17 protein-coding genes, 16 tRNA genes and 2 rRNA genes are annotated in these 23,989 nt (G+C 46.5%); 2 read left to right on the forward strand and 33 right to left on the reverse strand.

All coding sequences use genetic code 11. From position 1 onward, the window contains the following. Positions 1 to 177: 177 nt before the first annotated feature. The 9 genes from MHB85_RS26155 to MHB85_RS26195 form a co-directional block, all read right to left on the reverse strand. The gene (locus MHB85_RS26155; RefSeq protein ID WP_192135847.1) at positions 178 to 927 is read right to left on the reverse strand and encodes a YwmB family TATA-box binding protein; all 750 of its coding nucleotides are present in this window, start codon (positions 925 to 927) and stop codon (positions 178 to 180) included. A gap of 451 nt (positions 928 to 1,378) precedes the next feature. Next, complete coding sequence (locus MHB85_RS26160) at positions 1,379 to 2,047, reverse strand: response regulator transcription factor (RefSeq protein ID WP_091020933.1); 669 nt, start codon at positions 2,045 to 2,047, stop codon at positions 1,379 to 1,381. Next, positions 1,989 to 3,104 carry a sensor histidine kinase gene (locus MHB85_RS26165; protein ID WP_192135845.1) on the reverse strand — a complete coding sequence of 372 codons (1,116 nt, stop codon included), beginning with the start codon at positions 3,102 to 3,104 and terminating at the stop codon, positions 1,989 to 1,991. Before MHB85_RS26165 ends, MHB85_RS26160 begins: the two co-directional genes overlap by 59 nt. A gap of 31 nt (positions 3,105 to 3,135) precedes the next feature. Continuing rightward, entirely contained in the window at positions 3,136 to 3,783 is a 648-nt protein-coding gene (gene liaF / locus MHB85_RS26170; RefSeq protein ID WP_091020935.1) for a cell wall-active antibiotics response protein LiaF, read from the reverse strand. 150 nt (positions 3,784 to 3,933) lie between these two features. Continuing rightward, positions 3,934 to 4,641 carry a PspA/IM30 family protein gene (locus tag MHB85_RS26175; RefSeq protein WP_017692315.1) on the reverse strand — a complete coding sequence of 236 codons (708 nt, stop codon included), beginning with the start codon at positions 4,639 to 4,641 and terminating at the stop codon, positions 3,934 to 3,936. A 1-nt stretch (position 4,642) separates the two neighbouring features. Next, positions 4,643 to 5,152 carry a PspC domain-containing protein gene (locus tag MHB85_RS26180; RefSeq protein WP_091020937.1) on the reverse strand — a complete coding sequence of 170 codons (510 nt, stop codon included), beginning with the start codon at positions 5,150 to 5,152 and terminating at the stop codon, positions 4,643 to 4,645. Between the two features lie 17 nt (positions 5,153 to 5,169). Next, complete coding sequence (locus tag MHB85_RS26185; protein ID WP_091020938.1) at positions 5,170 to 5,403, reverse strand: PspC domain-containing protein; 234 nt, start codon at positions 5,401 to 5,403, stop codon at positions 5,170 to 5,172. Positions 5,404 to 5,407: 4 nt separating this feature from the next. Beyond that, entirely contained in the window at positions 5,408 to 6,079 is a 672-nt protein-coding gene (locus MHB85_RS26190; RefSeq protein WP_062838036.1) for a PspA/IM30 family protein, read from the reverse strand. 35 nt (positions 6,080 to 6,114) lie between these two features. After that, complete coding sequence (locus MHB85_RS26195) at positions 6,115 to 6,423, reverse strand: LiaF transmembrane domain-containing protein (protein ID WP_017692311.1); 309 nt, start codon at positions 6,421 to 6,423, stop codon at positions 6,115 to 6,117. Positions 6,424 to 6,978: 555 nt separating this feature from the next. Between MHB85_RS26195 and MHB85_RS26200 the strand changes: the two genes are divergently transcribed. After that, the gene (locus tag MHB85_RS26200) at positions 6,979 to 9,369 is read left to right on the forward strand and encodes a helix-turn-helix domain-containing protein (protein ID WP_341073941.1); all 2,391 of its coding nucleotides are present in this window, start codon (positions 6,979 to 6,981) and stop codon (positions 9,367 to 9,369) included. Positions 9,370 to 9,425: 56 nt separating this feature from the next. Here MHB85_RS26200 and MHB85_RS26205 read toward each other — a convergent pair. The 20 genes from MHB85_RS26205 to MHB85_RS26300 form a co-directional block, all read right to left on the reverse strand. Next, positions 9,426 to 9,501, reverse strand: a tRNA-Asn gene (locus tag MHB85_RS26205). 301 nt (positions 9,502 to 9,802) lie between these two features. Further along, a complete protein-coding gene (locus tag MHB85_RS26210; protein ID WP_192135839.1) occupies positions 9,803 to 10,729 on the reverse strand; it encodes a methyltransferase domain-containing protein in 927 nt (308 codons plus the stop codon). Between the two features lie 170 nt (positions 10,730 to 10,899). Next, a tRNA-Leu gene (locus tag MHB85_RS26215) sits at positions 10,900 to 10,978 on the reverse strand. A gap of 6 nt (positions 10,979 to 10,984) precedes the next feature. After that, positions 10,985 to 11,058: transfer RNA gene (locus MHB85_RS26220), tRNA-Cys, on the reverse strand. A gap of 6 nt (positions 11,059 to 11,064) precedes the next feature. Continuing rightward, a tRNA-Gly gene (locus MHB85_RS26225) sits at positions 11,065 to 11,139 on the reverse strand. A 4-nt stretch (positions 11,140 to 11,143) separates the two neighbouring features. Further along, a tRNA-Gln gene (locus tag MHB85_RS26230) sits at positions 11,144 to 11,218 on the reverse strand. Between the two features lie 22 nt (positions 11,219 to 11,240). Beyond that, a tRNA-His gene (locus MHB85_RS26235) sits at positions 11,241 to 11,313 on the reverse strand. Between the two features lie 28 nt (positions 11,314 to 11,341). Beyond that, a tRNA-Trp gene (locus MHB85_RS26240) sits at positions 11,342 to 11,415 on the reverse strand. Positions 11,416 to 11,421: 6 nt separating this feature from the next. Beyond that, positions 11,422 to 11,507, reverse strand: a tRNA-Tyr gene (locus tag MHB85_RS26245). 9 nt (positions 11,508 to 11,516) lie between these two features. Beyond that, positions 11,517 to 11,592 (reverse strand) — tRNA-Thr (locus MHB85_RS26250). 20 nt (positions 11,593 to 11,612) lie between these two features. Further along, positions 11,613 to 11,688 (reverse strand) — tRNA-Phe (locus MHB85_RS26255). Positions 11,689 to 11,783: 95 nt separating this feature from the next. After that, positions 11,784 to 11,861 (reverse strand) — tRNA-Asp (locus MHB85_RS26260). Between the two features lie 27 nt (positions 11,862 to 11,888). Beyond that, positions 11,889 to 11,962 (reverse strand) — tRNA-Met (locus tag MHB85_RS26265). Positions 11,963 to 11,979: 17 nt separating this feature from the next. Then, positions 11,980 to 12,055 (reverse strand) — tRNA-Val (locus tag MHB85_RS26270). Between the two features lie 68 nt (positions 12,056 to 12,123). After that, positions 12,124 to 12,195, reverse strand: a tRNA-Glu gene (locus MHB85_RS26275). 9 nt (positions 12,196 to 12,204) lie between these two features. Further along, positions 12,205 to 12,296: transfer RNA gene (locus MHB85_RS26280), tRNA-Ser, on the reverse strand. Positions 12,297 to 12,299: 3 nt separating this feature from the next. Continuing rightward, positions 12,300 to 12,375: transfer RNA gene (locus MHB85_RS26285), tRNA-Asn, on the reverse strand. 67 nt (positions 12,376 to 12,442) lie between these two features. Beyond that, a 23S ribosomal RNA gene (locus MHB85_RS26290) occupies positions 12,443 to 15,368 on the reverse strand. 346 nt (positions 15,369 to 15,714) lie between these two features. Continuing rightward, a 16S ribosomal RNA gene (locus MHB85_RS26295) occupies positions 15,715 to 17,267 on the reverse strand. The 16S and 23S rRNA genes sit together here with 15 tRNA genes alongside, the layout of an rRNA operon. Before the next feature lie 457 nt (positions 17,268 to 17,724). Then, entirely contained in the window at positions 17,725 to 18,603 is an 879-nt protein-coding gene (locus MHB85_RS26300; RefSeq protein ID WP_192136481.1) for a nucleotidyltransferase-like protein, read from the reverse strand. A 122-nt stretch (positions 18,604 to 18,725) separates the two neighbouring features. On the opposite strand from MHB85_RS26300, the gene MHB85_RS26305 reads away from it, so the two are divergent. Then, the gene (locus MHB85_RS26305; protein ID WP_076319627.1) at positions 18,726 to 19,106 is read left to right on the forward strand and encodes a DUF2614 family zinc ribbon-containing protein; all 381 of its coding nucleotides are present in this window, start codon (positions 18,726 to 18,728) and stop codon (positions 19,104 to 19,106) included. Between the two features lie 263 nt (positions 19,107 to 19,369). Here MHB85_RS26305 and MHB85_RS26310 read toward each other — a convergent pair whose 3' ends face one another. The 4 genes from MHB85_RS26310 to MHB85_RS26325 form a co-directional block, all read right to left on the reverse strand. Then, on the reverse strand, positions 19,370 to 21,100 hold the full coding sequence (locus MHB85_RS26310) for a glycosyl hydrolase family 18 protein (RefSeq protein ID WP_192136480.1): 1,731 nt from the start codon (positions 21,098 to 21,100) through the stop codon (positions 19,370 to 19,372). Between the two features lie 140 nt (positions 21,101 to 21,240). Beyond that, complete coding sequence (gene perR, locus MHB85_RS26315) at positions 21,241 to 21,663, reverse strand: peroxide-responsive transcriptional repressor PerR (RefSeq protein ID WP_026081471.1); 423 nt, start codon at positions 21,661 to 21,663, stop codon at positions 21,241 to 21,243. A 167-nt stretch (positions 21,664 to 21,830) separates the two neighbouring features. Next, positions 21,831 to 23,240: a DUF4097 family beta strand repeat-containing protein gene (locus tag MHB85_RS26320; RefSeq protein ID WP_105601858.1), complete on the reverse strand. Its 1,410-nt coding sequence runs from the start codon at positions 23,238 to 23,240 to the stop codon at positions 21,831 to 21,833. 26 nt (positions 23,241 to 23,266) lie between these two features. After that, entirely contained in the window at positions 23,267 to 23,860 is a 594-nt protein-coding gene (locus MHB85_RS26325; RefSeq protein ID WP_074096431.1) for a hypothetical protein, read from the reverse strand. Positions 23,861 to 23,989 lie beyond the last annotated feature (129 nt).

The raw sequence follows: 23,989 nt of genomic DNA on the forward strand, positions 1-23,989 counted from the left end.
CTCCCCGAGCTATGTAATGGTGTTATATATGCACGACATACAACTGTCAATTACCAGCAAGTTCCTTCTTGGATGTGATGCCATTTTAGCATATCAACTGAATGGATGCACTATTTCAAACTCATTTTTCTGATAAAGATTCTCAATATTGGGTCCTAATTCATGAAAAATTCATCCTTAATATTCAATCGTAATCACCGGAAACCCCACTGTAATTCGATTGTCGACCTCGTCACCAACCTGGTGAACTGCGAGTTGCATATTCAACATATGCGAGCCACTCTTGATCGACAGGGGCAGCTCAGCCGCCTCATAAGAGACACTTGCGCTGGCTACATCCGTATAACGTTCAACGGAGGTGATATCCACCTTTGTGGACAGCTGTTCTTCAATCAGTTCCAGTTGCTGACTCGCATCATGTGCAGTAGCAGTAACTGCTGTACCTTGCACGGACATATTCCAGGTTGCCTTCATCCCTGAGTCTACAAGCAGTTGATCCACCTGTTCATGTACTGTCATTAATGCCTTCCGATCCGTGTGTGCATCCCCAGAAATTTGTACGATGGCGTAGTAGCCGTTATCTCCTGTCTCGACGACATTGACCAACATGCCTATGCTACTATTAGCTGTACCTACAACCACCTCACTGCGGTACACATTATGGCCCGTCTGACGTACCTGCATCGGTGATTCAAGTCCCAAGTGACTTGCTAGTAACACGGCCTGTGCTTGTGCATCTCCCTTGCCTTCTCCTTGCCATTTAATCACCAGACGATCCACATTATCAATTACACTGTCAGCAGTATAGATTAGCTGTTCCAGTTGGGCTGCTTTCGGTTCGTTCTTCTCTGCGTATACCTGTGTCACACCAATAAGAATAATAATAGCCATTGCCAATATACCTGCTGTCATCCAACGATTTAACATTTGAATCCCCCGTTCATTCTTGCATTCTATGAATCTATCAACAGCATGCCCCATTCCCACATTAGCCATACTTCTTCTGAACACAGCAAAAAAAAGCCCCACCCGCCACTTGCATGGCAGATCAGAGCTTTCCATTCATACTTATAGAGGTTGTTCAAAAAGTCCGCTTTTGATTACGAAGGGTGCCTAGCGGCATCCTCAACATCATTATGGAATTCAGCCGAAATAAGTAGGGGCTTACGAAGAATGTTTCCTTCGGAAACATTGCGGTTGCTCACGTAGCTCGATCTACGCTCCGCTACTCCATTTCTAGCTTTATCCCATCTTCTTGGTACTGAAAACCGACCTTTTTGAACACGCACTTATATATAAATCATCTCTTATCTATAACTTCCGCACTTTAATGCACGGTTATTTGGCTTAATGATGTTAACGCATATGATTCTTGTTATTACTCTGCAAGTCCATTTTTATAAGCATAGATCGCAGCCTGTGTACGGTCGTCTACGCCCAATTTTGCCAGTAAATTCGTGACATGGAATTTGACTGTCTTAATGCCGATGATCAGATCATCAGCGATGTCCTGATTCGATTTACCTTTGGCGAGCAACCGGAGCACATCCATTTCACGGTCCGTCAATTCATCATGCAGAGGAGCTGCTGCCTGTGGCTGCCGGAATCGATTCATCATTTTCGAAGCGACCTGTGACTCCAGAACGGATTGCCCGCGAGCGGCTGCGCGAATCGCATCTGCCACTTCATTGGCTCTTGATGTTTTCAACAGATAACTGAATGCACCTGCTTCAATGACAGGATACATTTTTTCATCATCCAAGTAACTGGTCAATACAATGACTTTGCACTCTGGATACATTTTAAGTACCTGACGAGTAGCCTCAATGCCATCCATGCCTTCCATAACCAGGTCCATCAGAACAACATCAGGCTTATACTCCTGTGCAAGCCGAATGCCTTCCTCTCCACTACCTGCTTCACCAACAACTTCAATTCCATCTTCGGTATCCAGTACCGCTGCAAGACCAATACGCACCATCTCATGATCATCCACGAGCAATACTTTGATCGACGTTTCCGTCTCCGTTTCGACTTCCGGTTCCATTGACATGTTCTTCCTCACTTTCATCGTTCATCAAAGGTATCGTAATCTCAATCCGCGTTCCCTTACCAGGCGCTGTTACAAATTGTATAGCCCCGCCAATCTCCGTAACACGTTCACGCATGTTAGCCAGACCGTAGGAAGCTTGTTTATTCTCATCCAGATCGAAGCCTTGCCCATCATCACGAATCAATACCCGGATCGCATCAGTACGGCGCTGGATCCGTATCTCCATTTTTTCTGCTTTTGCATGCCGTAACGTATTGGACATAGCCTCCTGAACGATTCGAAACAGATGATTCTCGATGCCTTTGATCAGTTCAATGTCTTCGTCCATTTCGAGCACAATGTCCATAGGTACTTTTGTTTTCAGTTCCATCACCAGATCACGTAGACCTTGTTCGAGATGTTTACCCTCCAGATAAACTGGCCGCAGATGTAACAGTAACGCACGCATCTCGGACTGAGCTACCGAAGCCATTTCCTCAATCAAAGCCACCTGCCGCTGAGCACGTTCAAAATCCTTCTCCATCTTCCGTCCAACGGCCGTTGCTGTCATGGATATCGCGAACAATTGCTGCGATACCGCATCATGCAGTTCCCGTGCCAAACGCTGCCGCTCTTCCACAATAGCCGTAATTCTGGATTGTTCAGCAAGCTGTGCATTATGAGTAGACAATCGCTGGAGCGAAGATACCTGATCTTCCCACTTTTTGCCGATTCGTCCGAGTTGCTCACTTAGACGACCCACATCATCATCGCCCAGATCAGGTACAGTGCGGGATAGAGAGCCCTTCTCCCACAGTAGAAGTGTTTCCCGCAGCAGTTCGAGCCGGCGTTTAACGCGGTAACTCTGATAGAACCCAAAGACCGCACCAATCCCAATCAGAAGCAGCAATAGAGCCAGCCCGGATTGAATCAGATGCCGCCAACCTGTAAACGGAGCAAGATAACCATATGTATACAATACATACAAAATAACAGCGAGCACAATGAAAACCAGGAGGATCCCTTCACCCATACTTCGGGTTACCATGTCGGTATGTCGTTTTGTCTTCATCGGGGTCTCCTCCTTCTCTTCATCTATTTTACTACGGATTACTGATACTTAGGTCGCCAACAATATAAGAAATGACAAATTTTGCTTTATGTTCACTGGATTCATATCCAGGCGTTCTCCATACTAATTTGTTCATCATGCCGCTATCTTGTTCTCCAAGAAGATTAATCCGGCCGAAAAGAACCGATGCTTCAATCTCCACTCCATAATCTTCTGGTAGCGTAAGGCGAACATTGCCCATAACTCCTTGCAGCAGCACAATCGTTTGTTTCTCCTCCGGAATCGAAAGAGATAGATCGGCGTTAACCTCACCTATGGCATGCCACAGACTCATACTACGTAACGTCCAGGATGATTGATCCCAGTAGTAACGAGCCATGAAATTCTGTTTCTTCATAACGCCTTCGTCCAGATGAATCTTTTTGTTTTTCGAATAAAAGTAAGCTAAAGAAGCAAGTACAATCAAAAATACAATCATTAAATTATCCAGCAATAACAGTGCCGCACCAATGCCAAGATACCGATGACCTTTGCGGGTATCCCCATTGCGGACTTGAAGCATTCCAACCGTTAACAGAATCAGTGCGGCAGCGGTCAGGAAGTTAATATTGTCATTCAATAACATCATTGTGCCAATAATCATAATGACAACTGCAAGCCATTTACTCTTTTGATTCATCCCCGCCGCACCTCCTCTGTAAGTTAATCTCTCTTTATTCAACGGAAAAGCCATATCAGGCAATGAAGTCCTGTATGGCTTAACTTTTGTTCTACCAACCGTACATTATACACGATTTATAGAATATCATATTGTCCACTAAGCGAACAGTTATTCTTTTGAAGTTCCGTTCGCTTCATTCTTGGAACCATTGCCCATTTTGTTTTTGAGGGCTTGTAATTGCTGATCCACTTTGAATTGTTTTTCCACATCTACAGGATTCGTGTACGTGGATGATGTGTTGCGATAAGGTGCACGAGCTACGTCAGCTTCAGCTTCCAGCTGCATGATTTTCTCCTCCATGCGGTGGAATCCAAGTGATGCGCCGCCACTTTCGATCGAATGCAAGCTGTTGATGGAAGACATTTGTTTTTTAGCTTTTGCCATTTGTGCACGGGATACAAGTTCATTACGTTTGTTACGCATTTTGTAGAACTCATCTTTCATATCATGCAACTGTTGCAACAGATCTTTTGCTTGTGCTTCGGACTGTGCATGCAGTTCGCTGTACTCCGTAATTTTTTGATCAAAGTAGATTTTCTCTTCCAACAATTTGCGTGCCACTTCTTCCTGACCGTTAGACAGAGCAGCTTCTGCTTGGGACTCACGTTGTACCGAAGTACGCTCCGCTTCATCCAAACGTTGTTTCATGCGGCGCTCATTTGCCATTTGTTTAGCAACAGTTACCTCTGCCTCATGAATCTCAGCCTCCATATCACGCAAGTACTGGTTCAACATTACAATCGGATCTTCTACCTTATCCAACATATCATTTACCGATGCTTTCGTCATATCCTTAATCCGTTTAAATACTCCCATTTTACTTTTCTCCCTTCTCGTAACGAGATAATTTTTGGCGAAGCTCTTCAACTTCTTTTTTCAGTGCTTTTTTCTCGATATCTTTCATCATGGAATCAAGTTCACTTTCTTGTGGTGCACCTGCTCCGTAGGCGTTGTTGTCATAAGAACGGGGACCAGATTGAGGTCTGCCGTTGAATCCAGGGCCGGGACCGAAGTTACCAGGACCTTGCTGGTTGTGATTATTTTGAAAAGGACCTCTCGGTGGCTGATGATCATAGTTGTTGTATCCTCTGCCAGGACCAGGACCTGGGCCCTGACCGTAGCCATATGGATCATAAGGCGGATACGGTTCTTTTGGTACCACCAGTGCTGCAATAAAGTATATTAACAACGACGTGCCGCCAGTTACGAAGATACTGATAACAAAGATGATACGCAGCAGGGTGGAATCCATTCCGATGGTTTCGGAAATTCCGCCGCACAAGCCGGTTAACATCCGGTCACGCGTTGAGCGGTATAATTTGCTCATGTTCTTGCTCCTTTCGTTTACTTGTATCCTCTTACGTTGGGATCATAAGCATATGGATCAACGTGGTTGGATTCCTTGGGTACCACCAATGCAGCGATGAAGTAGATCAACAATGAAGTACCTCCCGTAGCAAAAATACTGATGAAGAAAATGATACGTAGCAGCGTGGTGCTCAATCCGAGATTTTCAGAAATGCCGCCGATCAAACCTGTTAGCATTCGATTACGCGCCGAGCGGTATAATTTATTCATGTGACTACTCCTTTCTGTCATTGTTCAATTTCTGTCTTAAGCGCTCCAGTTCCTTATCCAGCGTGGAGGATGACATGCTTCCAGTTACTCCTGAACCATCTTGACCCATCCGCCGGATATCCCGGAGACTTTGTGCTTCATATTCGAGATCTGAGACTTGGTCATCCAGTCGGTTAAACATACGAGGTACATTCTGACCGTTGTGATTCCCTCTCTGGTTCATACGTTGTTGTAACTGAATCGTCTGCATACGAGCGTAGTAATATTGGCGTTTGCTGTATACATTCTGATATTCAACTTTCAACTGGTCGATCTGTTCATCCAGCTCCTGTAATGCCGCATAACTTTGTGCATACAATTCATTGTACTGTTCCATTTTTTCCTCGTGGAGGATTTTCTCCTGCAAGGCCAGCTTAGCGAGATGCTCTTCTCCTGCTTTGAGAGCCATGGAAGCCTGTTCTTCGCGTTTGTTCACCATACCTGCTGCCTGATCGGCTTGTTGTTTCATTTGTCTGGTATGACTTGCATATTGATGACGAAGTTTCTCGGCTTCACCGATGTCTTGGCGGGTCGAGACCAGAAACTGATCAATCAGTTTGACTGGGTCCTGACTTTGCTCCAAATGTTCGTTCAGATTGGCTACGGTAATATCCCGCATTCGACGAAATACACTCATTATGTTCTGTCCCTCCTTTTCATAATCGTGAAAGCTTAGTACCGACCACGACGACTGCGATTATTGCTTAGCATTGAGATACCAAAGATGATTAACCCGATCGCGATGATCGGTCCGATCAACCATGCCAGTTTACCCATCAGTGAGATGATACCGATGATGAGAACAATCCAGCCAAGCATCACATTCCCTCGTTTGACTCCGTAGTATCCCAGTGCAATCATCAGGACCGGAATCAGATAACCCATTAAGTGTCCAAGAAGTGGAGTTAACTTTCCGAAGAGGAGTAGTGCACCCAGCGCAATCAATACAATCGCCCAGCCATTTCCCTTATTCAATCTCATAATTGTTGTTCACCGCCCTTTCCATTCGTTCGTTTTAATGTTGAGTCATTTGTTCGTTTGTTTCTTGTTTTTTTGTTTCCGTGTTTCTTGTTTAACCTTATGTCCTTATTCTAGGGGATTCTGCGACTTTTCAAAACAGACCGTGGACGGTTTTTCATCCTAGACTCAGGTCGGGGATCTAGTTGGACCTTTGACTGTCCCTATATAAGACCAACGTTCCACCTAAGCTGAATAACACTCCAGATACCTTCTATTACCCGTATTCAGGCTACCCTTTAGCCGATATCGACCTGTAGAGAGAATGATGACCATGTCTCTATTTACGTTCACACTGCAATTTCGTTTCTCATGATTCCGTATTGGATATTCAGTCCAAGCCGCTTCTCTAGCCTTTTCTGCAAAATCATCTATCAGCAATCCCTTATCTCTACTTCTATACCCTCTTGTAAAATTACTTATTTATCCAAATAAACAAAATTTAGATTGTTCTATATGTAAGCGTTTACTAAAATAGAAAGTGTTACTATTTCTAATGTCAGGGGTGGAACTGAAACTGTGCGACCAATCAGCTATCTCCATAAAATGATCATCTTCGGAATCCTGTTAAGCACCCTGCCCATTTTGTTAACGGGAATTGCCGCATTTATCTATTCATCAAACCAAACAGAGCTGCATCGTACACAGGCCAACAGACAGTTGCTGGAACAAATGCAATCCAACGTAGAGCACAAACTCGCTACAGTCAGTTATATGCTTGATCAGGCCGTTCGCTCTCCAGTAACCCTTCGTTCCCTGTCTGCTTCTTCTTCACTAGAAGGGAAAGGACCTTTGCTTGCCGACAAGCTACAGAGCGAATTTCAGAATATGAGGTCATGGGAGCCTTTGCTGGATATTACCCTGGTGAATCAATCCCAGAATTGGCTTATTGATCATGCCGGATTATATCGTAATACCGATTTTCCGCTGGCTCTTCCCATGAAGGAATTGATATCGGATACGTTAATTTCTGGATGGCAGCTCTCCCCTTCATCGGTGTTCAGCAATGATGAGCGTTCACCCGGTACAGGCTGTATTTATCATATTGCCCTAGCGAGGTCTATTCCCAATCTGAATACGTCTTCTGATGCTGCTCTGATTGCGGGAATCCCTGCATGCTCTTTGCAAAATACACGAGGAGAAGCCTCCTTAGGAAATGCTGCCTCAGGACTGATCATTATGAATCGGGAACAACGTATCTTGGTCCATCCCGATCCTGTATACATTGGACAACCGCTGTCTGCCATTGGATTACAGGATCGGGATACAGAAGCCAACATAACCAAACTATCACCCATCACATTTTCAACAGGTTTTGAAAACCGAGAAGTGAAGATCGACGATACACATTATACTCTGACGTATAGCCCTTCTACCTTAAAAGGATGGACTTATGTTCTAATCTCACCTACCAATATTCTGACACAAGAATATATCGATATCGGATTACACACCTTGTATATCAGTATCTTCTTACTTTTACTTTCATTATTACTCGCCTGGCTCGGCTCCAAGCGAATGCATGTCCCGATTCGTAAACTTTTAACCCAACTTGGTGACAACCACCTGTCCAAAGAAGGAAACACGGTAGCTCAGCAATCACCACCATTTTCTGATGAGTTCGAACAAATCAGGGCAGGGGTCTCACAATTATCTGCCTCTCGGTCCCAATTAGAGAACACACTTAATGTGCATCTGTTGCAGATTCGCAATCATTTTATGATGAATCTGTTCCAGGGTAAGATCCCTGTTCATACTCTTCATGACACCTTGCATGAATATGGCTACACACATCAGGTTCGGGAATGGCAACAAATTGCTGTTATTACACTACAGGCCGATCTTGTTAATCATACAAAATATAGAGCTAGTGATCGTGATCTCTTATTATTCGCTATTCAAAATATATTGGAGGAAACGGTTGTGCATAACCAACAATTGCTTCCCATTGTGCTGGAACATACGGTAGTCACGGTGATTGGGACCGTTGAACAGGATCAGTTTATTTTTTCACAGCAGCTATATGTATTAACAGATCAGTTACAACAACAGATGGATAAGATTCTAGCTCTTCAAGTCAGTATAGGATTCAGCCAGCCGCACAGCTCTCTACATCACATCCCTCAAGCTTATACAGAAGCCATGGAAGCATTGAGGCATCGGATGAAGCTGGGAACAGGCATTATTTTTCAATATGAGAACATAGATCATTACGCTCCCACTTGGTCCATGACCTACCCGGAATCATTGGAATATTCGTTGATCCAAGCTATTCAAAGCGCGGACGAAGTTCAGTCCTCTGCTCTTCTGCAACAACTGCTTGAAGTGATCTTTGGTATGGAGGTTACACCCGAGGAGTATGAGGTGGCTCTTACGAGGCTACTCACGCATATTTTGCAAATGACTCAGGAATCTGGCATACGACTCGGACAGATCTCCCAAGGTCGTGGCTCGATGTTTCATGAACTTCATAGTTTGCAGTATGCTGCTGAAGTTGAGGAGTGGTTTAACCATCATGTCATCTTGCCCGTCATCCAGGTTTTTAAAGCGAGACAATATGCCCAGTATCAGCATATATCTGAGAAAATGATTGCCATGATTCATCAAGATTATGATAAGGATCTGACGCTTGAGGAATGTGCTGTTAAGCTTCACTACAATGCCAACTACTTAAGTAGTGTTTTCCGCAAAGAGACCGGCTGTGCATTTAGTGAATATCTGACCAAGTACCGATTTAACATCGCTAAAAAATGGCTGGACGAAAGTGATCTAACCGTTAAAGAGATCGCAGCACGACTGCGGTACAACAATCCGCAAAATTTCATCCGATCATTTCGTAAATGGGAAGGAATTACCCCCGGCCAGTACCGGGAACGTAAGCAAAAAGCAGAAGTGTCGAACCGAAATTAGAAAAGGAGCACGTTTGTAAGTCGTAATCCTTCGGACAGCTCGGCCACTTCTCCATATGGCTCCCCGAACAGGGCTCGGACCTGTGACAACTCGATTAACCGTCGAGTGCTCTACCAACTGAGAGATCCGGGAATGTACTTCAGAGATCATTCTCTGAAAACAAGGTCTGTGTTTTGTTTTTCGTTGTCTCGAACATCTCTAAATAAACGAGGGTCTGGTTCAAAGCGATCGACAAATTAGTGGCTTCAAAAAGAGGGAGCACATAACCTGCTCCCTTCACTTACAACTTTACTTCTACAATCTTAACATCATATGTTTCAACCGTTCATCTCTTTGCGCAGTGTTGTGATGCTTCCTAGTGTCATCTTAGACGTTAGACTACATTGTCCATCTCAATTCCTGATTATCAGTACACTTGCCAAGCGTATGCGATTTATCGCTTATCCTTAGTACGAACTGTTTTCATATTTGGCTGTTCAAGTTGAATTAGAATTTTACCAAATCTTGCTCCACGTGAGAAGGTCACCGTACTATCCTTGTACGTATCGCTAATGTAATTCTCAGCCAATCTGAGGGAATCTTCATTCGATGGTAACTCATACGTACTAAGCCATTCTGGCAGCTTTTCGATAATCTCTTCCACCGGTACTTCAAATGAGTTAACTTCTCTCGTAATGATCATCGTATAAGAATAACCCTTCAAATACAGCAACTGTTGGATATAGCCCATATCACCGGCCTTGTATGAAGAAGTAACCCCAAGTACATCCTTAAGTTCATCCATTAGTGTGTGTTCCTTCTGTCCCGCCATAGTACTTATATACACATACTTCCGGGCGCAATTGATCGCCTGCTCAATCGTTTCCCAATCCGACATGGCCGGACACATGGATGCAAATGCAAAGTCATATTTCTTCTCCCAGCCTTTATCCTGAATAGAGATTTCCTCATATCGTTCGTTTACGATTTCGATTTTGGATTCAAGTGCTGGAGGTATCGTCTCTTTCATAAAGGAGACTAGCAACTCAGAAGGCTCAACTGCTGTCACATTTGCCCCCTTTTCCGCAAAAGGAATGGTAAATATGCCTGAGGCCGCTCCAATGTCCAAAATGGATAACCCTGCGAATTCCACACCCTGGTTTTCAATCCAGCCCATAATACGTTCAGAACGCTGCTTTCCTTCTTCGGTAAACGACTGTGCATGATAATCCCTGGCCCACCGCTCAAATGCTTCTTCTGTATTAAAGGGAGTGCTTTTCTTCTCATATTTTGAAATTCTCGGGCGGTTCTTCCATGCCTCTTCCCATACAGAAAGATCAAATAACAGATCGGTATCCGTTACATTTTTTCCAGTAGTCACTATGCTTCACTCCTCTTTAATTGAAGACTTCAATTATCTACAATATACTTAATTAAATCATACGTCAATCTTTATTAACGTCCAACTATCCTTACAATACAAAAAATCAATTTATATAAAATAAAAATAGCCCTACACATTGCATAAGCAACATGTAGGGCTATTCAATATACCGGCGAGAGGACTCGAACCTCCACGGTTTCCCACTCGATTTTGAGTCGAGCGCGTCTGCCATTCCGCCACGCCGGCATATGCTGGAGGCGCCACCCAGATTCGAACTGGGGATAAAGCTTTTGCAGAGCTGTGCCTTACCACTTGGCTATGGCGCCATATTTTGGAGCGGACGACGGGAATCGAACCCGCGACCCTCGCCTTGGCAAGGCGATGCTCTACCGCTGAGCCACGTCCGCATAATGGCTGGGGATATAGGATTTGAACCTATGCATGACGGAGTCAAAGTCCGTTGCCTTACCGCTTGGCTAATCCCCAATAAAAAATGAAAAAACAAAGGGGCGATCGAGGGGAATTGAACCCCCGAATGCCGGATCCACAAACCGGTGCGTTAACCACTTCGCCACGATCGCCACAAAAGGTTATTTTCTAAAAGATAATTGGCAGGGGCAGCAGGAATTGAACCCACACCAACGGTTTTGGAGACCGTTGTTCTACCTTTAAACTATGCCCCTAAAAACTGGTGGAGGATGATGGATTCGAACCACCGAACCCGTACGGGAGCAGATTTACAGTCTGATGCGTTTGGCCACTTCGCTAATCCTCCAGGATTACATGGTGCCGGCGAGAGGACTTGAACCCCCAACCTACTGATTACAAGTCAGTTGCTCTACCAGTTGAGCTACACCGGCATATTAAATTGTTTTAAAAATGGTGGCTCGGGACGGAATCGAACCGCCGACACGAGGATTTTCAGTCCTCTGCTCTACCGACTGAGCTACCGAGCCATAATAAAGTCTAATCTTAATTCCTTACACTTTATATAGGGCATCAGTGCCATACAGCAGATGTAGTGAACAGTTTGCCTCATGTAAAGATTAAATGGCGGAACCGACGGGATTCGAACCCGCGATCTCCTGCGTGACAGGCAGGCATGTTAGGCCAACTACACCACGGTTCCAGATCACTTTCTCAAAGGAAAGTATGATTGCGGGGGCAGGATTTGAACCTGCGGCCTTCGGGTTATGAGCCCGACGAGCTACCGGGCTGCTCCACCCCGCGTCGTTATAAAGTTTATATGGTGGAGGCTGAGGGGATCGAACCCCCGACCCTCTGCTTGTAAGGCAGATGCTCTCCCAGCTGAGCTAAGCCTCCGAACAACACATTTATGATCATACCATAATCTTGTTGTAAAAATCAACTTCTTTTTTGAGAAGTTATTATGACCCGTAGGGGATTCGAACCCCTGTTACCTCCGTGAAAGGGAGGTGTCTTAACCCCTTGACCAACGGGCCTTAATATTATGGCGGAGAGAGAGGGATTCGAACCCTCGAGACGCTTGTGACGCCTACACGATTTCCAATCGTGCTCCTTCGGCCAGCTCGGACACCTCTCCATATGGCTCCCCGAACAGGGCTCGAACCTGTGACAACTCGATTAACAGTCGAGTGCTCTACCAACTGAGCTATCAGGGAATATGCTTCAGAGATCGTTCTCTGAAAACTAGATTCGAAACGAAACATGCGAATTATCACTTGCTAATTGGATAAGCCCTCGACCGATTAGTACTGGTCAGCTCCATGCATTGCTGCACTTCCACCCCCAGCCTATCTACCTCGTCGTCTTCAAGGGGTCTTACATACTGGGAAATCTCATCTTGAGGGGGGCTTCACGCTTAGATGCTTTCAGCGTTTATCCCGTCCGTACATAGCTACCCAGCGGTGCTCCTGGCGGAACAACTGGTACACCAGCGGTACGTCCATCCCGGTCCTCTCGTACTAAGGACAGCTCCTCTCAAATTTCCTACGCCCACGACAGATAGGGACCGAACTGTCTCACGACGTTCTGAACCCAGCTCGCGTACCGCTTTAATGGGCGAACAGCCCAACCCTTGGGACCTACTTCAGCCCCAGGATGCGATGAGCCGACATCGAGGTGCCAAACCTCCCCGTCGATGTGGACTCTTGGGGGAGATAAGCCTGTTATCCCCAGGGTAGCTTTTATCCGTTGAGCGATGGCCCTTCCATGCGGTACCACCGGATCACTAAGCCCGACTTTCGTCCCTGCTCGACTTGTAGGTCTCGCAGTCAAGCTCCCTTATGCCTTTGCACTCTTCGAATGATTTCCAACCATTCTGAGGGAACCTTTGGGCGCCTCCGTTACTCTTTAGGAGGCGACCGCCCCAGTCAAACTGCCCACCTGACACTGTCCCCGCACCGGATTACGGTACCAGGTTAGAACCTAGATACGATCAGGGTGGTATCCCAACGTTGCCTCCACAGAAGCTTGCGCTCATGCTTCAAAGGCTCCCACCTATCCTGTACAGATCGTACCCAAATTCAATATCAAGCTGCAGTAAAGCTCCATGGGGTCTTTCCGTCTTGTCGCGGGTAACCTGCATCTTCACAGGTATTAAAATTTCACCGGATCTCTCGTTGAGACAGCGCCCAAGTCGTTACGCCATTCGTGCGGGTCAGAATTTACCTGACAAGGAATTTCGCTACCTTAGGACCGTTATAGTTACGGCCGCCGTTTACTGGGGCTTCGGTTCACAGCTTCGGATTGCTCCTAACCACTCCCCTTAACCTTCCAGCACCGGGCAGGCGTCAGCCCGTATACTTCGCCTTACGGCTTCGCACAGACCTGTGTTTTTGCTAAACAGTCGCTTGGGCCTTTTCACTGCGGCCCCCTCGTGCTATTCACACTACCGGGGCACCCCTTCTCCCGAAGTTACGGGGTCATTTTGCCGAGTTCCTTAACGAGAGTTCTTCCGCGCGCCTTAGAATACTCTTCTCGCCTACCTGTGTCGGTTTGCGGTACGGGCACCTTCACCTGGCTAGAGGCTTTTCTTGGCAGTGTGAGATCATGACCTTCGCTACTACAATTTTCGCTCCCCATCACAGCTCAGCCTTACAATGTGCGGATTTGCCTACACATCAGCCTTACTGCTTAGACGGACATCCATCAGTCCGCGTCACTACCCTACTGCGTCCCCCCATTGCTCATAACGGCTTACGGTGGTACAGGAATTTCGACCTGTTGTCCTTCGACTACGCCTTTCGGCCTCGCCTTAGGTCCCGACTTACCCTGAGCGGACGAGCCTTCCTCAGGAACCCTTAGGCTTTCGGCGGATCAGATTCTCACTGATCTTTTCGTTACTCATACCGGCATTCTCACTTGTATAATGTCCAGCGCTCCTTACGGTACACCTTCAACCCTTATACAACGCTCCCCTACCCCTGATGCATAGCATCAAGCCATAGCTTCGGTGGTGTGTTTAGCCCCGTTACATTTTCGGCGCAGAGTCACTCGACCAGTGAGCTATTACGCACTCTTTCAATGGTGGCTGCTTCTAAGCCAACATCCTGGTTGTCTGTGCAACTCCACATCCTTTCCCACTTAACACACACTTGGGGACCTTAGCTGATGGTCTGGGCTGTTTCCCTTTTGACAATGGATCTTAGCACTCACTGTCTGACTCCCGGAAGTAAGTCTATGGCATTCGGAGTTTGACTGAGCTTGGTAACCCTTGCGGGCCCCGCACCCAATCAGTGCTCTACCTCCACGACTCTGTTTTCCGAGGCTAGCCCTAAAGCTATTTCGGGGAGAACCAGCTATCTCCGAGTTCGATTGGAATTTCTCCGCTACCCCCACCTCATCCCCGCATTTTTCAACATGCGTGGGTTCGGGCCTCCAGTGCGTGTTACCGCACCTTCACCCTGGACAGGGGTAGATCACCCGGTTTCGGGTCTACGTCCACGTACTAAGTCGCCCTATTCAGACTCGCTTTCGCTGCGGCTCCGGCTCTTCACCTTAACCTTGCACGGGAACGTAACTCGCCGGTTCATTCTACAAAAGGCACGCCATCACCCCTAAAACGGGCTCTGACTTTTTGTAAGCACACGGTTTCAGGTTCTATTTCACTCCCCTTCCGGGGTGCTTTTCACCTTTCCCTCACGGTACTGCTTCACTATCGGTCGCTAGGAAGTATTTAGCCTTGGCAGATGGTCCTGCCGGATTCATACGGGGTTTCACGTGCCCCGCACTACTCGGGATCCGTCTCGGAGGGAACAGACTTTCAACTACAGGGCTTTTACCTTCTTTGGCGGGCCTTTCCAGACCTCTTCGCTTAACCGGTTCCTTTGTAACTCCATGTGAGACGTCCCACAACCCCAAAGAGCAAGCTCTTTGGTTTGGGCTTCTCCGCGTTCGCTCGCCGCTACTGACGGAATCACTATTGTTTTCTCTTCCTCAGGGTACTTAGATGTTTCAGTTCCCCTGGTATGCCTCTGCACAACCTATGTATTCAGTTGTGAGTAACTGGAAATTACCCCAGCTGGGTTTCCCCATTCGGACACCCCCGGATCAAAGCTTGCTTACAGCTCCCCGAGGCAGTTTCGTTGTTCGCCACGTCCTTCATCGGCTCCTAGCGCCTAGGCATCCTCCGTGTGCTCTTAGTAGCTTAACCAGTTTGCTCCGGTTTTGGCTGCTCGCTTCCCTTGTTTTGGACTACGTCCAAAGCCAAAAGTCACTCCCATCCAATACCATCGCAAAAGCAATTAAGTACCAATTTATTAAACTTGTTTAACACAAGTTCAGCTAAAAAGGAATGTTCTAATTCGCGTTTGTTTCGTTTCGATATCTAGTTTTCAAAGAACAAGCTCCATGCAAAAGCAAGCTGTTTTGAGAGTTTGAGCTCTCAAAACTGAGCAACGAGTGAGTTAAAAGCTTTACGAAGTAAAGCTCGCTTCGGAAGCATGCTTCCTGAAGACTTATATTTGAATGTTTCCGTTGCAGGAAACGATTCTCCATAGAAAGGAGGTGATCCAGCCGCACCTTCCGATACGGCTACCTTGTTACGACTTCACCCCAATCATCTATCCCACCTTCGGCGGCTGGCTCCTTGCGGTTACCCCACCGACTTCGGGTGTTATAAACTCTCGTGGTGTGACGGGCGGTGTGTACAAGACCCGGGAACGTATTCACCGCGGCATGCTGATCCGCGATTACTAGCAATTCCGACTTCATGCAGGCGAGTTGCAGCCTGCAATCCGAACTGAGACCGGCTTTGTTGGGATTGGCTCCATCTCGCGATTTCGCAGCCCGTTGTACCGGCCATTGTAGTACGTGTGTAGCCCAGGTCATAAGGGGCATGATGATTTGACGTCATCCCCACCTTCCTCCGGTTTGTCACCGGCAGTCTATCTAGAGTGCCCACCCGAAGTGCTGGCAACTAAATATAAGGGTTGCGCTCGTTGCGGGACTTAACCCAACATCTCACGACACGAGCTGACGACAACCATGCACCACCTGTCTCCTCTGTCCCGAAGGAAAGGTACATCTCTGTACCGGTCAGAGGGATGTCAAGACCTGGTAAGGTTCTTCGCGTTGCTTCGAATTAAACCACATACTCCACTGCTTGTGCGGGTCCCCGTCAATTCCTTTGAGTTTCAGTCTTGCGACCGTACTCCCCAGGCGGAGTGCTTAATGTGTTAACTTCGGCACCAAGGGTATCGAAACCCCTAACACCTAGCACTCATCGTTTACGGCGTGGACTACCAGGGTATCTAATCCTGTTTGCTCCCCACGCTTTCGCGCCTCAGCGTCAGTTACAGCCCAGAGAGTCGCCTTCGCCACTGGTGTTCCTCCACATATCTACGCATTTCACCGCTACACGTGGAATTCCACTCTCCTCTTCTGCACTCAAGTCACCCAGTTTCCAGTGCGATCCGGGGTTGAGCCCCGGGATTAAACACCAGACTTAAATGACCGCCTGCGCGCGCTTTACGCCCAATAATTCCGGACAACGCTTGCCCCCTACGTATTACCGCGGCTGCTGGCACGTAGTTAGCCGGGGCTTTCTTCTCAGGTACCGTCACCTTGAGAGCAGTTACTCTCCCAAGCGTTCTTCCCTGGCAACAGAGCTTTACGATCCGAAAACCTTCATCACTCACGCGGCATTGCTCCGTCAGGCTTTCGCCCATTGCGGAAGATTCCCTACTGCTGCCTCCCGTAGGAGTCTGGGCCGTGTCTCAGTCCCAGTGTGGCCGATCACCCTCTCAGGTCGGCTACGCATCGTCGCCTTGGTGAGCCGTTACCTCACCAACTAGCTAATGCGCCGCAGGCCCATCCCCAAGTGACAGATTGCTCCGTCTTTCCAGTTCTCTTCAGGCGAAGAAAACAATTATTCGGTATTAGCTACCGTTTCCGGTAGTTGTCCCAAACTTGAGGGCAGGTTGCCTACGTGTTACTCACCCGTCCGCCGCTAAGTATCAAGGAAGCAAGCTTCCTATCAACTCCGCTCGACTTGCATGTATTAGGCATGCCGCCAGCGTTCGTCCTGAGCCAGGATCAAACTCTCCAATAAAGTATTGAAAAGAGCGATAAGCTCATTTTGAATCTGACGAGATTAAAAATCTCATTTGTGCTCCAGTCGATCCAAGCCAAGGCTCGTTTCAAACTTTCGCGTTCATTCTGCAAGCAGAATGTTTACTCACTCGTTGTTCAGTTTTCAAAGATCAAACACGGTTTGTTTCACTTCATTTTCGTCTCAACCAAGTTTCGGCGGCGACTTAAATAATGTAACACATTTCGTTTGTTTTCGTCAAGAACTTTTTTTAATTTCTTTTTTGAAGCTTTAGTTCTTCACTTTTCCTCTGAAGAATTTATCGTTTGTTGACGATAATCTCGTTTGAGGAACGAAATATAATGTATCATATATCATGAATGAGAGTCAACATCTTTTTATAAATTATTAAACAAACAAAAAAGGAAGGTTTCCCCTCCCTTATGTGATCAATATAACGTCAGACTTCGGGAGGAGGTTATGCCTCTATCCAATACCGAATCTCCCGGCCCTCTCCTCCGATCGATGGCCATCCTGCCGATTCTTTTACAATAGTACGAAAGACCAGCTTACGTATAACCAATGGCAGATCTTCTCGAACAAATCTTAACTGCGGATGATGAACAAGTTCATTCATGCTCCACGGCTCCTTGCGACTTCTTAACACACGCAGCAGCAGTTCTGAGCATTCACTCATTTTGGACATTACGGAAAACTCACAGGCAAGCAGGACAAGCTCTACTCGCTGCTCCAGCGTCTCCGAGCTTACGGTAAGCTCTTGATATAGTTTCCATAAAGCGCGATCCAGATTCTGCACATGTGTCCAGACGGCATGATCCGGGTATATCCCCTGTTCAATCAATACAATTCTTGCCCAGTTCCCCAGAGCCTCTAATACATTGTAGTAGGCGTCTACAACATGGCCTTCCTGAATATGACGTTTGGCCTCCACATACATTCTCAAAAAACTGGTGAATTCATGAAGCAGCATCTGCTCACGCAATTCTGCCCCAAAGGTAGACAGTTCTTCTCGCAAATCACTTAATGCGCTGTCCGCTTCCCAGATAATCTCACCTTCAATTAGACACTGGGTGAGATTATTATGATTTCCGGTAACTACACTACTCTTTAATTCATGACGGCTTGCATAGATCATCTGATAACGAAGATCACCATATCTGTAATGTCCCACTGCCGACTTCAATTGATCATCATTATGAACAACAAGTACTAATAATTCGAAATCTTGAATTAGGGAGCCGTGGAATCGCTCTCCCGGGTGGGAATAAGCGATAGCCCCAACTGCCCCTGTCTCTTCCGACTGTTCGGACAAAAAAGCAAGGTTCTTTAATTCCACGATTCCCTCCATACATTTCATGGCAGATAAGCGCCAAGTCAGTTATAATGTAATTCTACATCCAGACTGAAGTTTCCTTCTTTTCCAGGTCCGATACTACTCATACGATAGGAGCATTTTTCATGATTTTTAAATCAGCAAAAATTAATGCTTTTCGCACTTGGGGATTACTACTGACCATGCTAGGTATGGGCCTAATGATACTCGGAACAGCCGGGATTGTTTTCTGGGGACATGCAGGCAAGGTATTCGCAGCTGTAGGGCTCGTCATCGGACTGATTGCCATGATGGCCAGTCTAGCCATTTATTTTTGGGCGGGTATGCTCTCCACCAGTGCAGTACAAGTCGACTGTCCGGAATGCGGGAAGTTAACCAAAATGCTTGGCAAAACGGATCGGTGTATGTTCTGTCATACCATCCTCACCCTGGACCCTAATAAGGCCAACATGACCAGTCAGCAACTGAAAGCGCCTTCTACAACAGTTCCCCCCACCGATGGTTAGCACGATATGATCTCCAACCGCTAAATGTCTTTTACCTTAATTTCATTGAAGAACAAAAAAAGGCCCGGTATGTTTACCGGACCTTTTTGGATTTGGCTTATAAGTGAGCCCTTATTGCTGTTATCAATAGCTAAAATATGAAGTTAAGTTATAAGTTCTAAGACCAATAAAACGGTAGACCGCACGTATGATGATACCCAAGGGGAAACTTTGAACTTAGCGAAAATAAATTGAAGCAATCAGACACTCTGAGTTCGAGTAAATTATTTTTGGTAACCAGCCTGCTTTAATACCTCCCATGCAGAGGCATTAGCAAAACTCCGATTCCATGCTGCTACTCCGCCCAGCTTCAACGAAGCAATCAAATCCACCCGCGCCTGAAGGGACACGGCATCTTCGATCCATATTTTCTTGGTAGCTCCGTCTTCCTTATATTCCACATAGTTCTGTCCACTTGCCTGATCCAGTTCAGGTTTGAGTTTCTTCTCTTGGATCAGCTCCACAATGGCATTCATGCCCACCGCTTTGGAAGACACTTTAACCTCACCCTGATCATTCGTCTCTTCCGTCCAGATCCGGGTATAGAGCGGAACCGCCATGATCAACTTGTTAGAAGGGACTTCATCCTCCTCAAGTATGCGTCTCATGGAAGCCTCGGTCCAAGGCAGAGATGCTACCGAACCTGCCTTGGGACTGGCCGCCCAATGTTCATCATAAGCCATCACCATAACATAGTCTGCAAAAGAACCTAATGCACGGCGGTCCAGAAAGGCAGACCACATCTCACTGTTTGATTTCGGTGTTACATCGATTGATAACATCAATCCATGTATACGTGCCATCGCCTTGATCTCGCGCACAAATTGCGTAATGTTAGGCCCGTCATCTGTATACACGTTCTCAAAGTCGATGTTAATACCATCCAGTTGATACGTCTGCGCATACTCTAACATCTGCTCAATAATATGAGTGCGTGTCTCGTAAGTAGCTACAGCTTCTTTTGTAACGTCCGGGTCAAAGCTGTTATCCATGAGTCCCCATACTTCCATACCCGAACGGTGAGCCCAGTTCACATAAGCTTGGTTTCCCTTGCTTTTCACCGTGCCCTGTCCATCCGTAATATGAAACCATGTGGGGCTGACCACATTCACACCAGGCATTTTACCGATAGAACCCACATCAGGCTGACGATTGTACACGGCTTCCCAAACCAGATTTACCGGTTTATTCTGCCACTTCTTCTCTGCTGCAGTCAGCGTATACTTAGGCAAGTCCACCTTCTTTTTCTCGGTGAGGACAATATAATCATTATCTACATATCCGGCATATCCATTATCAAGTTGAACAAAACTCTGTTTATCACCCGTCTGCCATACACGTACCCGTGCATCCTTTTCCATATCGGCAATGATTGGTGAGGATTCTCCCCCACGTTTATATAACGGCACGGTCTTGTCCGCTTTGGATGATAATGTATCAATCTCTGCATACTGTATCATGTCTCCACCACGCATCAGCAGCACAGCACCTGTTACTGAATCTTCCTGTACGGTTATGCCATATACTTCTTTCAAAGGTTTGAGCGGAATATAGGCTTCTCCGTCCTTAACCTCAGGCTTAACTGTCATAGGATAATCTTTGTGATTAAGTTCTGCTTGTGTGCTTCCATCTTTCATATGAAGGACTCGCTGAGGAGAGGCAATAATGATATCTCCCGATTCTGATTCATAACGTATGCCTGCATCAATCGCTTCTTGCAGAACATCTACAGGCAACTTGAGTTGATCTCCTGTACCCAGAGCGTCTCCATCCATCAGTTGCCCATCTACAAAAATAGGCTGGCTTCTTCCTACCCAGTCGGGGTCTTCATAAGTCTGGTTCAACCATACATTCGTTATAAGCCAGTAAGCCCCCCCGGCGATCAGACAAGCCCCGAGAAAACCGGGCCAAAATGAACGTCGCTTCTGACGTGTATATCTGCTTTTTCTACCCAAACGTCTACCTCCGTTAATTATGCTGATCATAGGGATGTGCGCATAAGTTGTTATCAAAATGAGTGTTTTGCATAAATGCTAAAAAAAAACGTGAAGAATCCATACTGAATTCTGCACGTTAATATTGTAATTCAACTCTCTTAATCCCTGCAACTTTTGCAAACGCCATATACTTCCAATCGGTGACCGTGTACTTCGAATCCTGTACTAGACTCCGCCTGAAGCTCTACACTTTTGAGTGAAGGATAGCTGAAGTCTTCAATCTTGCCGCATTGATCACAGATAACATGATAATGATCCGTCACATTGGCATCGAAGCGACTTGAATTATCTCCGTATGTCAATTCCCGGACCATGCCAGCTTCCAGAAACATCTTCAAATTATTATATACCGTTGCCACGCTCATACTGGGAAATTGGGGTTCAAGGGCTCGGTAAATTTCATCGGCTGTCGGATGCCCCATGGATTCCATCAGATAGTTCAATATGGCATGACGCTGGGGTGTAATACGGACACCGGTCGTTTTCAGATGCTCCAACGCATGTTGGACACGTGTTGCCATAAAACCCACCGCCTTACCTTTCATTCTCTGGTGAAGAGTAAGTTACTGTCTCCTCGCTCAGAGTTGATTCCCGGCCATTAAGAACGACAATCCATCTTTCATGCCGTGTAATCTTGCCAGTGTACATTTATTGTACGGCGATTACAAGTTTATTGTCAACGCGGCAGTCAAGGAACCTCTGTAGAATCCTGCTGGGAATTTGGTCCGTCCTCGGTAGTCTGTTCCAGATTCTCAGCCGTATCTTCAGAATCAGGTGTAACTGTTTCAGGCGTAGATACAGCCGGGTTGCTCTGAATGGTGAGATCACTGTTGCCTTCAATTTTCACCCTGTACTCGCCCTCACCGAGCTGGCCTTCTATGGTTTTATTCTGTACTTTGAAAGGTAGATCCGTACTTAGATCTCCATAACTGCTGGAACCCGCAAGACTGTAGTCTCCACGATCAGGAAGTAATACGTTAATGGCTCCCACCGCACTGTACACATCCCAGTCCCCTCCGACTTTGGTAGATACGATGTTAATGCTGCCATTAAGCGATTGGGCTTTGATTCCCAGATTGGCTCCATCCAGCGTAATATTGCCGTTGCGTGTCTCTGCGATGAATTCACCAACGGAGTCGGCAATACTGATACTTCCCACTTGTGTAGCAAGATCTACATCGCCGGAAATACCGCGAGCCTTCATGTCTCCACGGTTACTGTCCAGATCGACATTACCAATGGCATTGGCTACAATGACATCCCCGTTCAACGTTTTCCCGGAGATATCTCCAACAGCATTGGTAATCCGGATACGTCCGTTACCCGTTTCGGCCAGTATGGTACTAATGGCTTCCGGACGGTTTAATAATATCGCTCCATTGGACGTTCGAATATCCAGATTAAAACGACGATCATCCGGGATCGTAATGGTAAGATTCATCCGTGGCTGCGTTTTTTCATTGTCTCCATAAGTCTTGCCTGTAGCTTTGATATAAATTACTTTTGTACCATCGGCCTCTACAAAAGAGGCTGCTGCAACGGCCTTTGCCTGTACTTCCGTCGTCTGATCTACCCAGATCACCGTCCGTACTTCAATCTCATCCGTATCTCCGCGTTGTACCGAGATATCTCCATTGACACCTTCAACCACCAGGTCTGACGTATCCATGCGAACAGGTACACGAATCGTGCCCTTATCCTCCATATATCCTGCCGCTTGACTGTAGTCCATGGATGCCGCTCCGAGATTTAGACTCACTCTATTCCATAAGTGCATGTAGTGATCCTGCTCGGTGACGATAAATACGGAAGCTGCCAAAATCAGTGAGGTTAGAATGCCTTTGGCATCGGGTCTGAAACGTACTTTGATTTGCTCATCAGGATTGCTCGGGTTATCCGATTGCACCTTGTTTCTTCTGCGTGTCCACAGGAACAGCACAATATATTCAACACCTAAAACAACGAGCAAAAATGGCCACCAGTCCACCATCTCATATACATAGTCAGTTCCCCACCGTTTATCCAAAATCAACAGCACACCGACCGCTATGATTAAGGCGGCAGCCGTATAGCGGCCAACCCGGACTTTACGGTTCATCACGTTCCCTCCTTGTATCGTTTCCACTACATTTTTTTCTTGTTCAACATCACCCAGAATTCACGACCAAACAGAAGCAAACCGCCTACGATCATGAGAACCGCAAATGAATATCCGCCGTACATGGCGAGAAGCTCTTGAAACCAACGTGGTTTGCGGAAAAACAGCACCATCAAAGACCCTCCCACAATCAGAAGTAATCCAAACGATATGCCTCTCTCCCAAACCATCATTGCATCTCTTGTAGAACGTTCATTAGTTATCGGCTTGTCCGAAGTTGCCTGGGTCACTGCTCTACGTCTGCGCATCATGACCCAATCTGCAGATTGCAACACATCATATACATTGTAAAAGTAAATAACCGGAATACACAAAGCCAGTAAGATGAGCAATGGCACATTGATCTGTATACCAATAGATGAGAAGTACAACACTGCTGACAGATCAAGCAAAACAAGCAGCATAAAGGTCAAACCTCTCATGTACAATCTCAGATAAATATGACCCAGGCCAGGAATAATGGCACTCAGTAATCCCGCGATAAACTTGTGAGTCCGATTTCTGACCGGTTTGGCCTGGACTGAACGGGTCTTTTTGTTCAATTGACGTCTCCGTTTCATAACATACTCCTCTCTTCTGATCTGACCTTCCGCTCTTCATGCATTTGGTTAGATAGTACCCTAAAGAGCAAGGAGAGTAACTGGAAGAAATATGGATATGACCAAAAACCCTCCGGCACTACTGGCCTG

Source organism: Paenibacillus sp. FSL K6-4396 (genome assembly GCF_038002525.1).
Lineage (GTDB): Bacteria > Bacillota > Bacilli > Paenibacillales > Paenibacillaceae > Paenibacillus > Paenibacillus amylolyticus_B.

Coding starts and splice junctions, on each gene's coding strand:
- MHB85_RS26155 (WP_192135847.1), bottom strand. CDS start 927: ATGTTAAATCGTTGGATGACAGCAGGTATATTGGCAATGGCTATTATT.
- MHB85_RS26160 (WP_091020933.1), bottom strand. CDS start 2,047: ATGGAACCGGAAGTCGAAACGGAGACGGAAACGTCGATCAAAGTATTG.
- MHB85_RS26165 (WP_192135845.1), bottom strand. CDS start 3,104: ATGAAGACAAAACGACATACCGACATGGTAACCCGAAGTATGGGTGAA.
- liaF (WP_091020935.1), bottom strand. CDS start 3,783: ATGAATCAAAAGAGTAAATGGCTTGCAGTTGTCATTATGATTATTGGC.
- MHB85_RS26175 (WP_017692315.1), bottom strand. CDS start 4,641: ATGGGAGTATTTAAACGGATTAAGGATATGACGAAAGCATCGGTAAAT.
- MHB85_RS26180 (WP_091020937.1), bottom strand. CDS start 5,152: ATGAGCAAATTATACCGCTCAACGCGTGACCGGATGTTAACCGGCTTG.
- MHB85_RS26185 (WP_091020938.1), bottom strand. CDS start 5,403: ATGAATAAATTATACCGCTCGGCGCGTAATCGAATGCTAACAGGTTTG.
- MHB85_RS26190 (WP_062838036.1), bottom strand. CDS start 6,079: ATGAGTGTATTTCGTCGAATGCGGGATATTACCGTAGCCAATCTGAAC.
- MHB85_RS26195 (WP_017692311.1), bottom strand. CDS start 6,423: ATGAGATTGAATAAGGGAAATGGCTGGGCGATTGTATTGATTGCGCTG.
- MHB85_RS26305 (WP_076319627.1), top strand. CDS start 18,726: ATGATTTTTAAATCAGCAAAAATTAATGCTTTTCGCACTTGGGGATTA.
- perR (WP_026081471.1), bottom strand. CDS start 21,663: ATGGCAACACGTGTCCAACATGCGTTGGAGCATCTGAAAACGACCGGT.
- MHB85_RS26320 (WP_105601858.1), bottom strand. CDS start 23,240: ATGAACCGTAAAGTCCGGGTTGGCCGCTATACGGCTGCCGCCTTAATC.
- MHB85_RS26325 (WP_074096431.1), bottom strand. CDS start 23,860: ATGAAACGGAGACGTCAATTGAACAAAAAGACCCGTTCAGTCCAGGCC.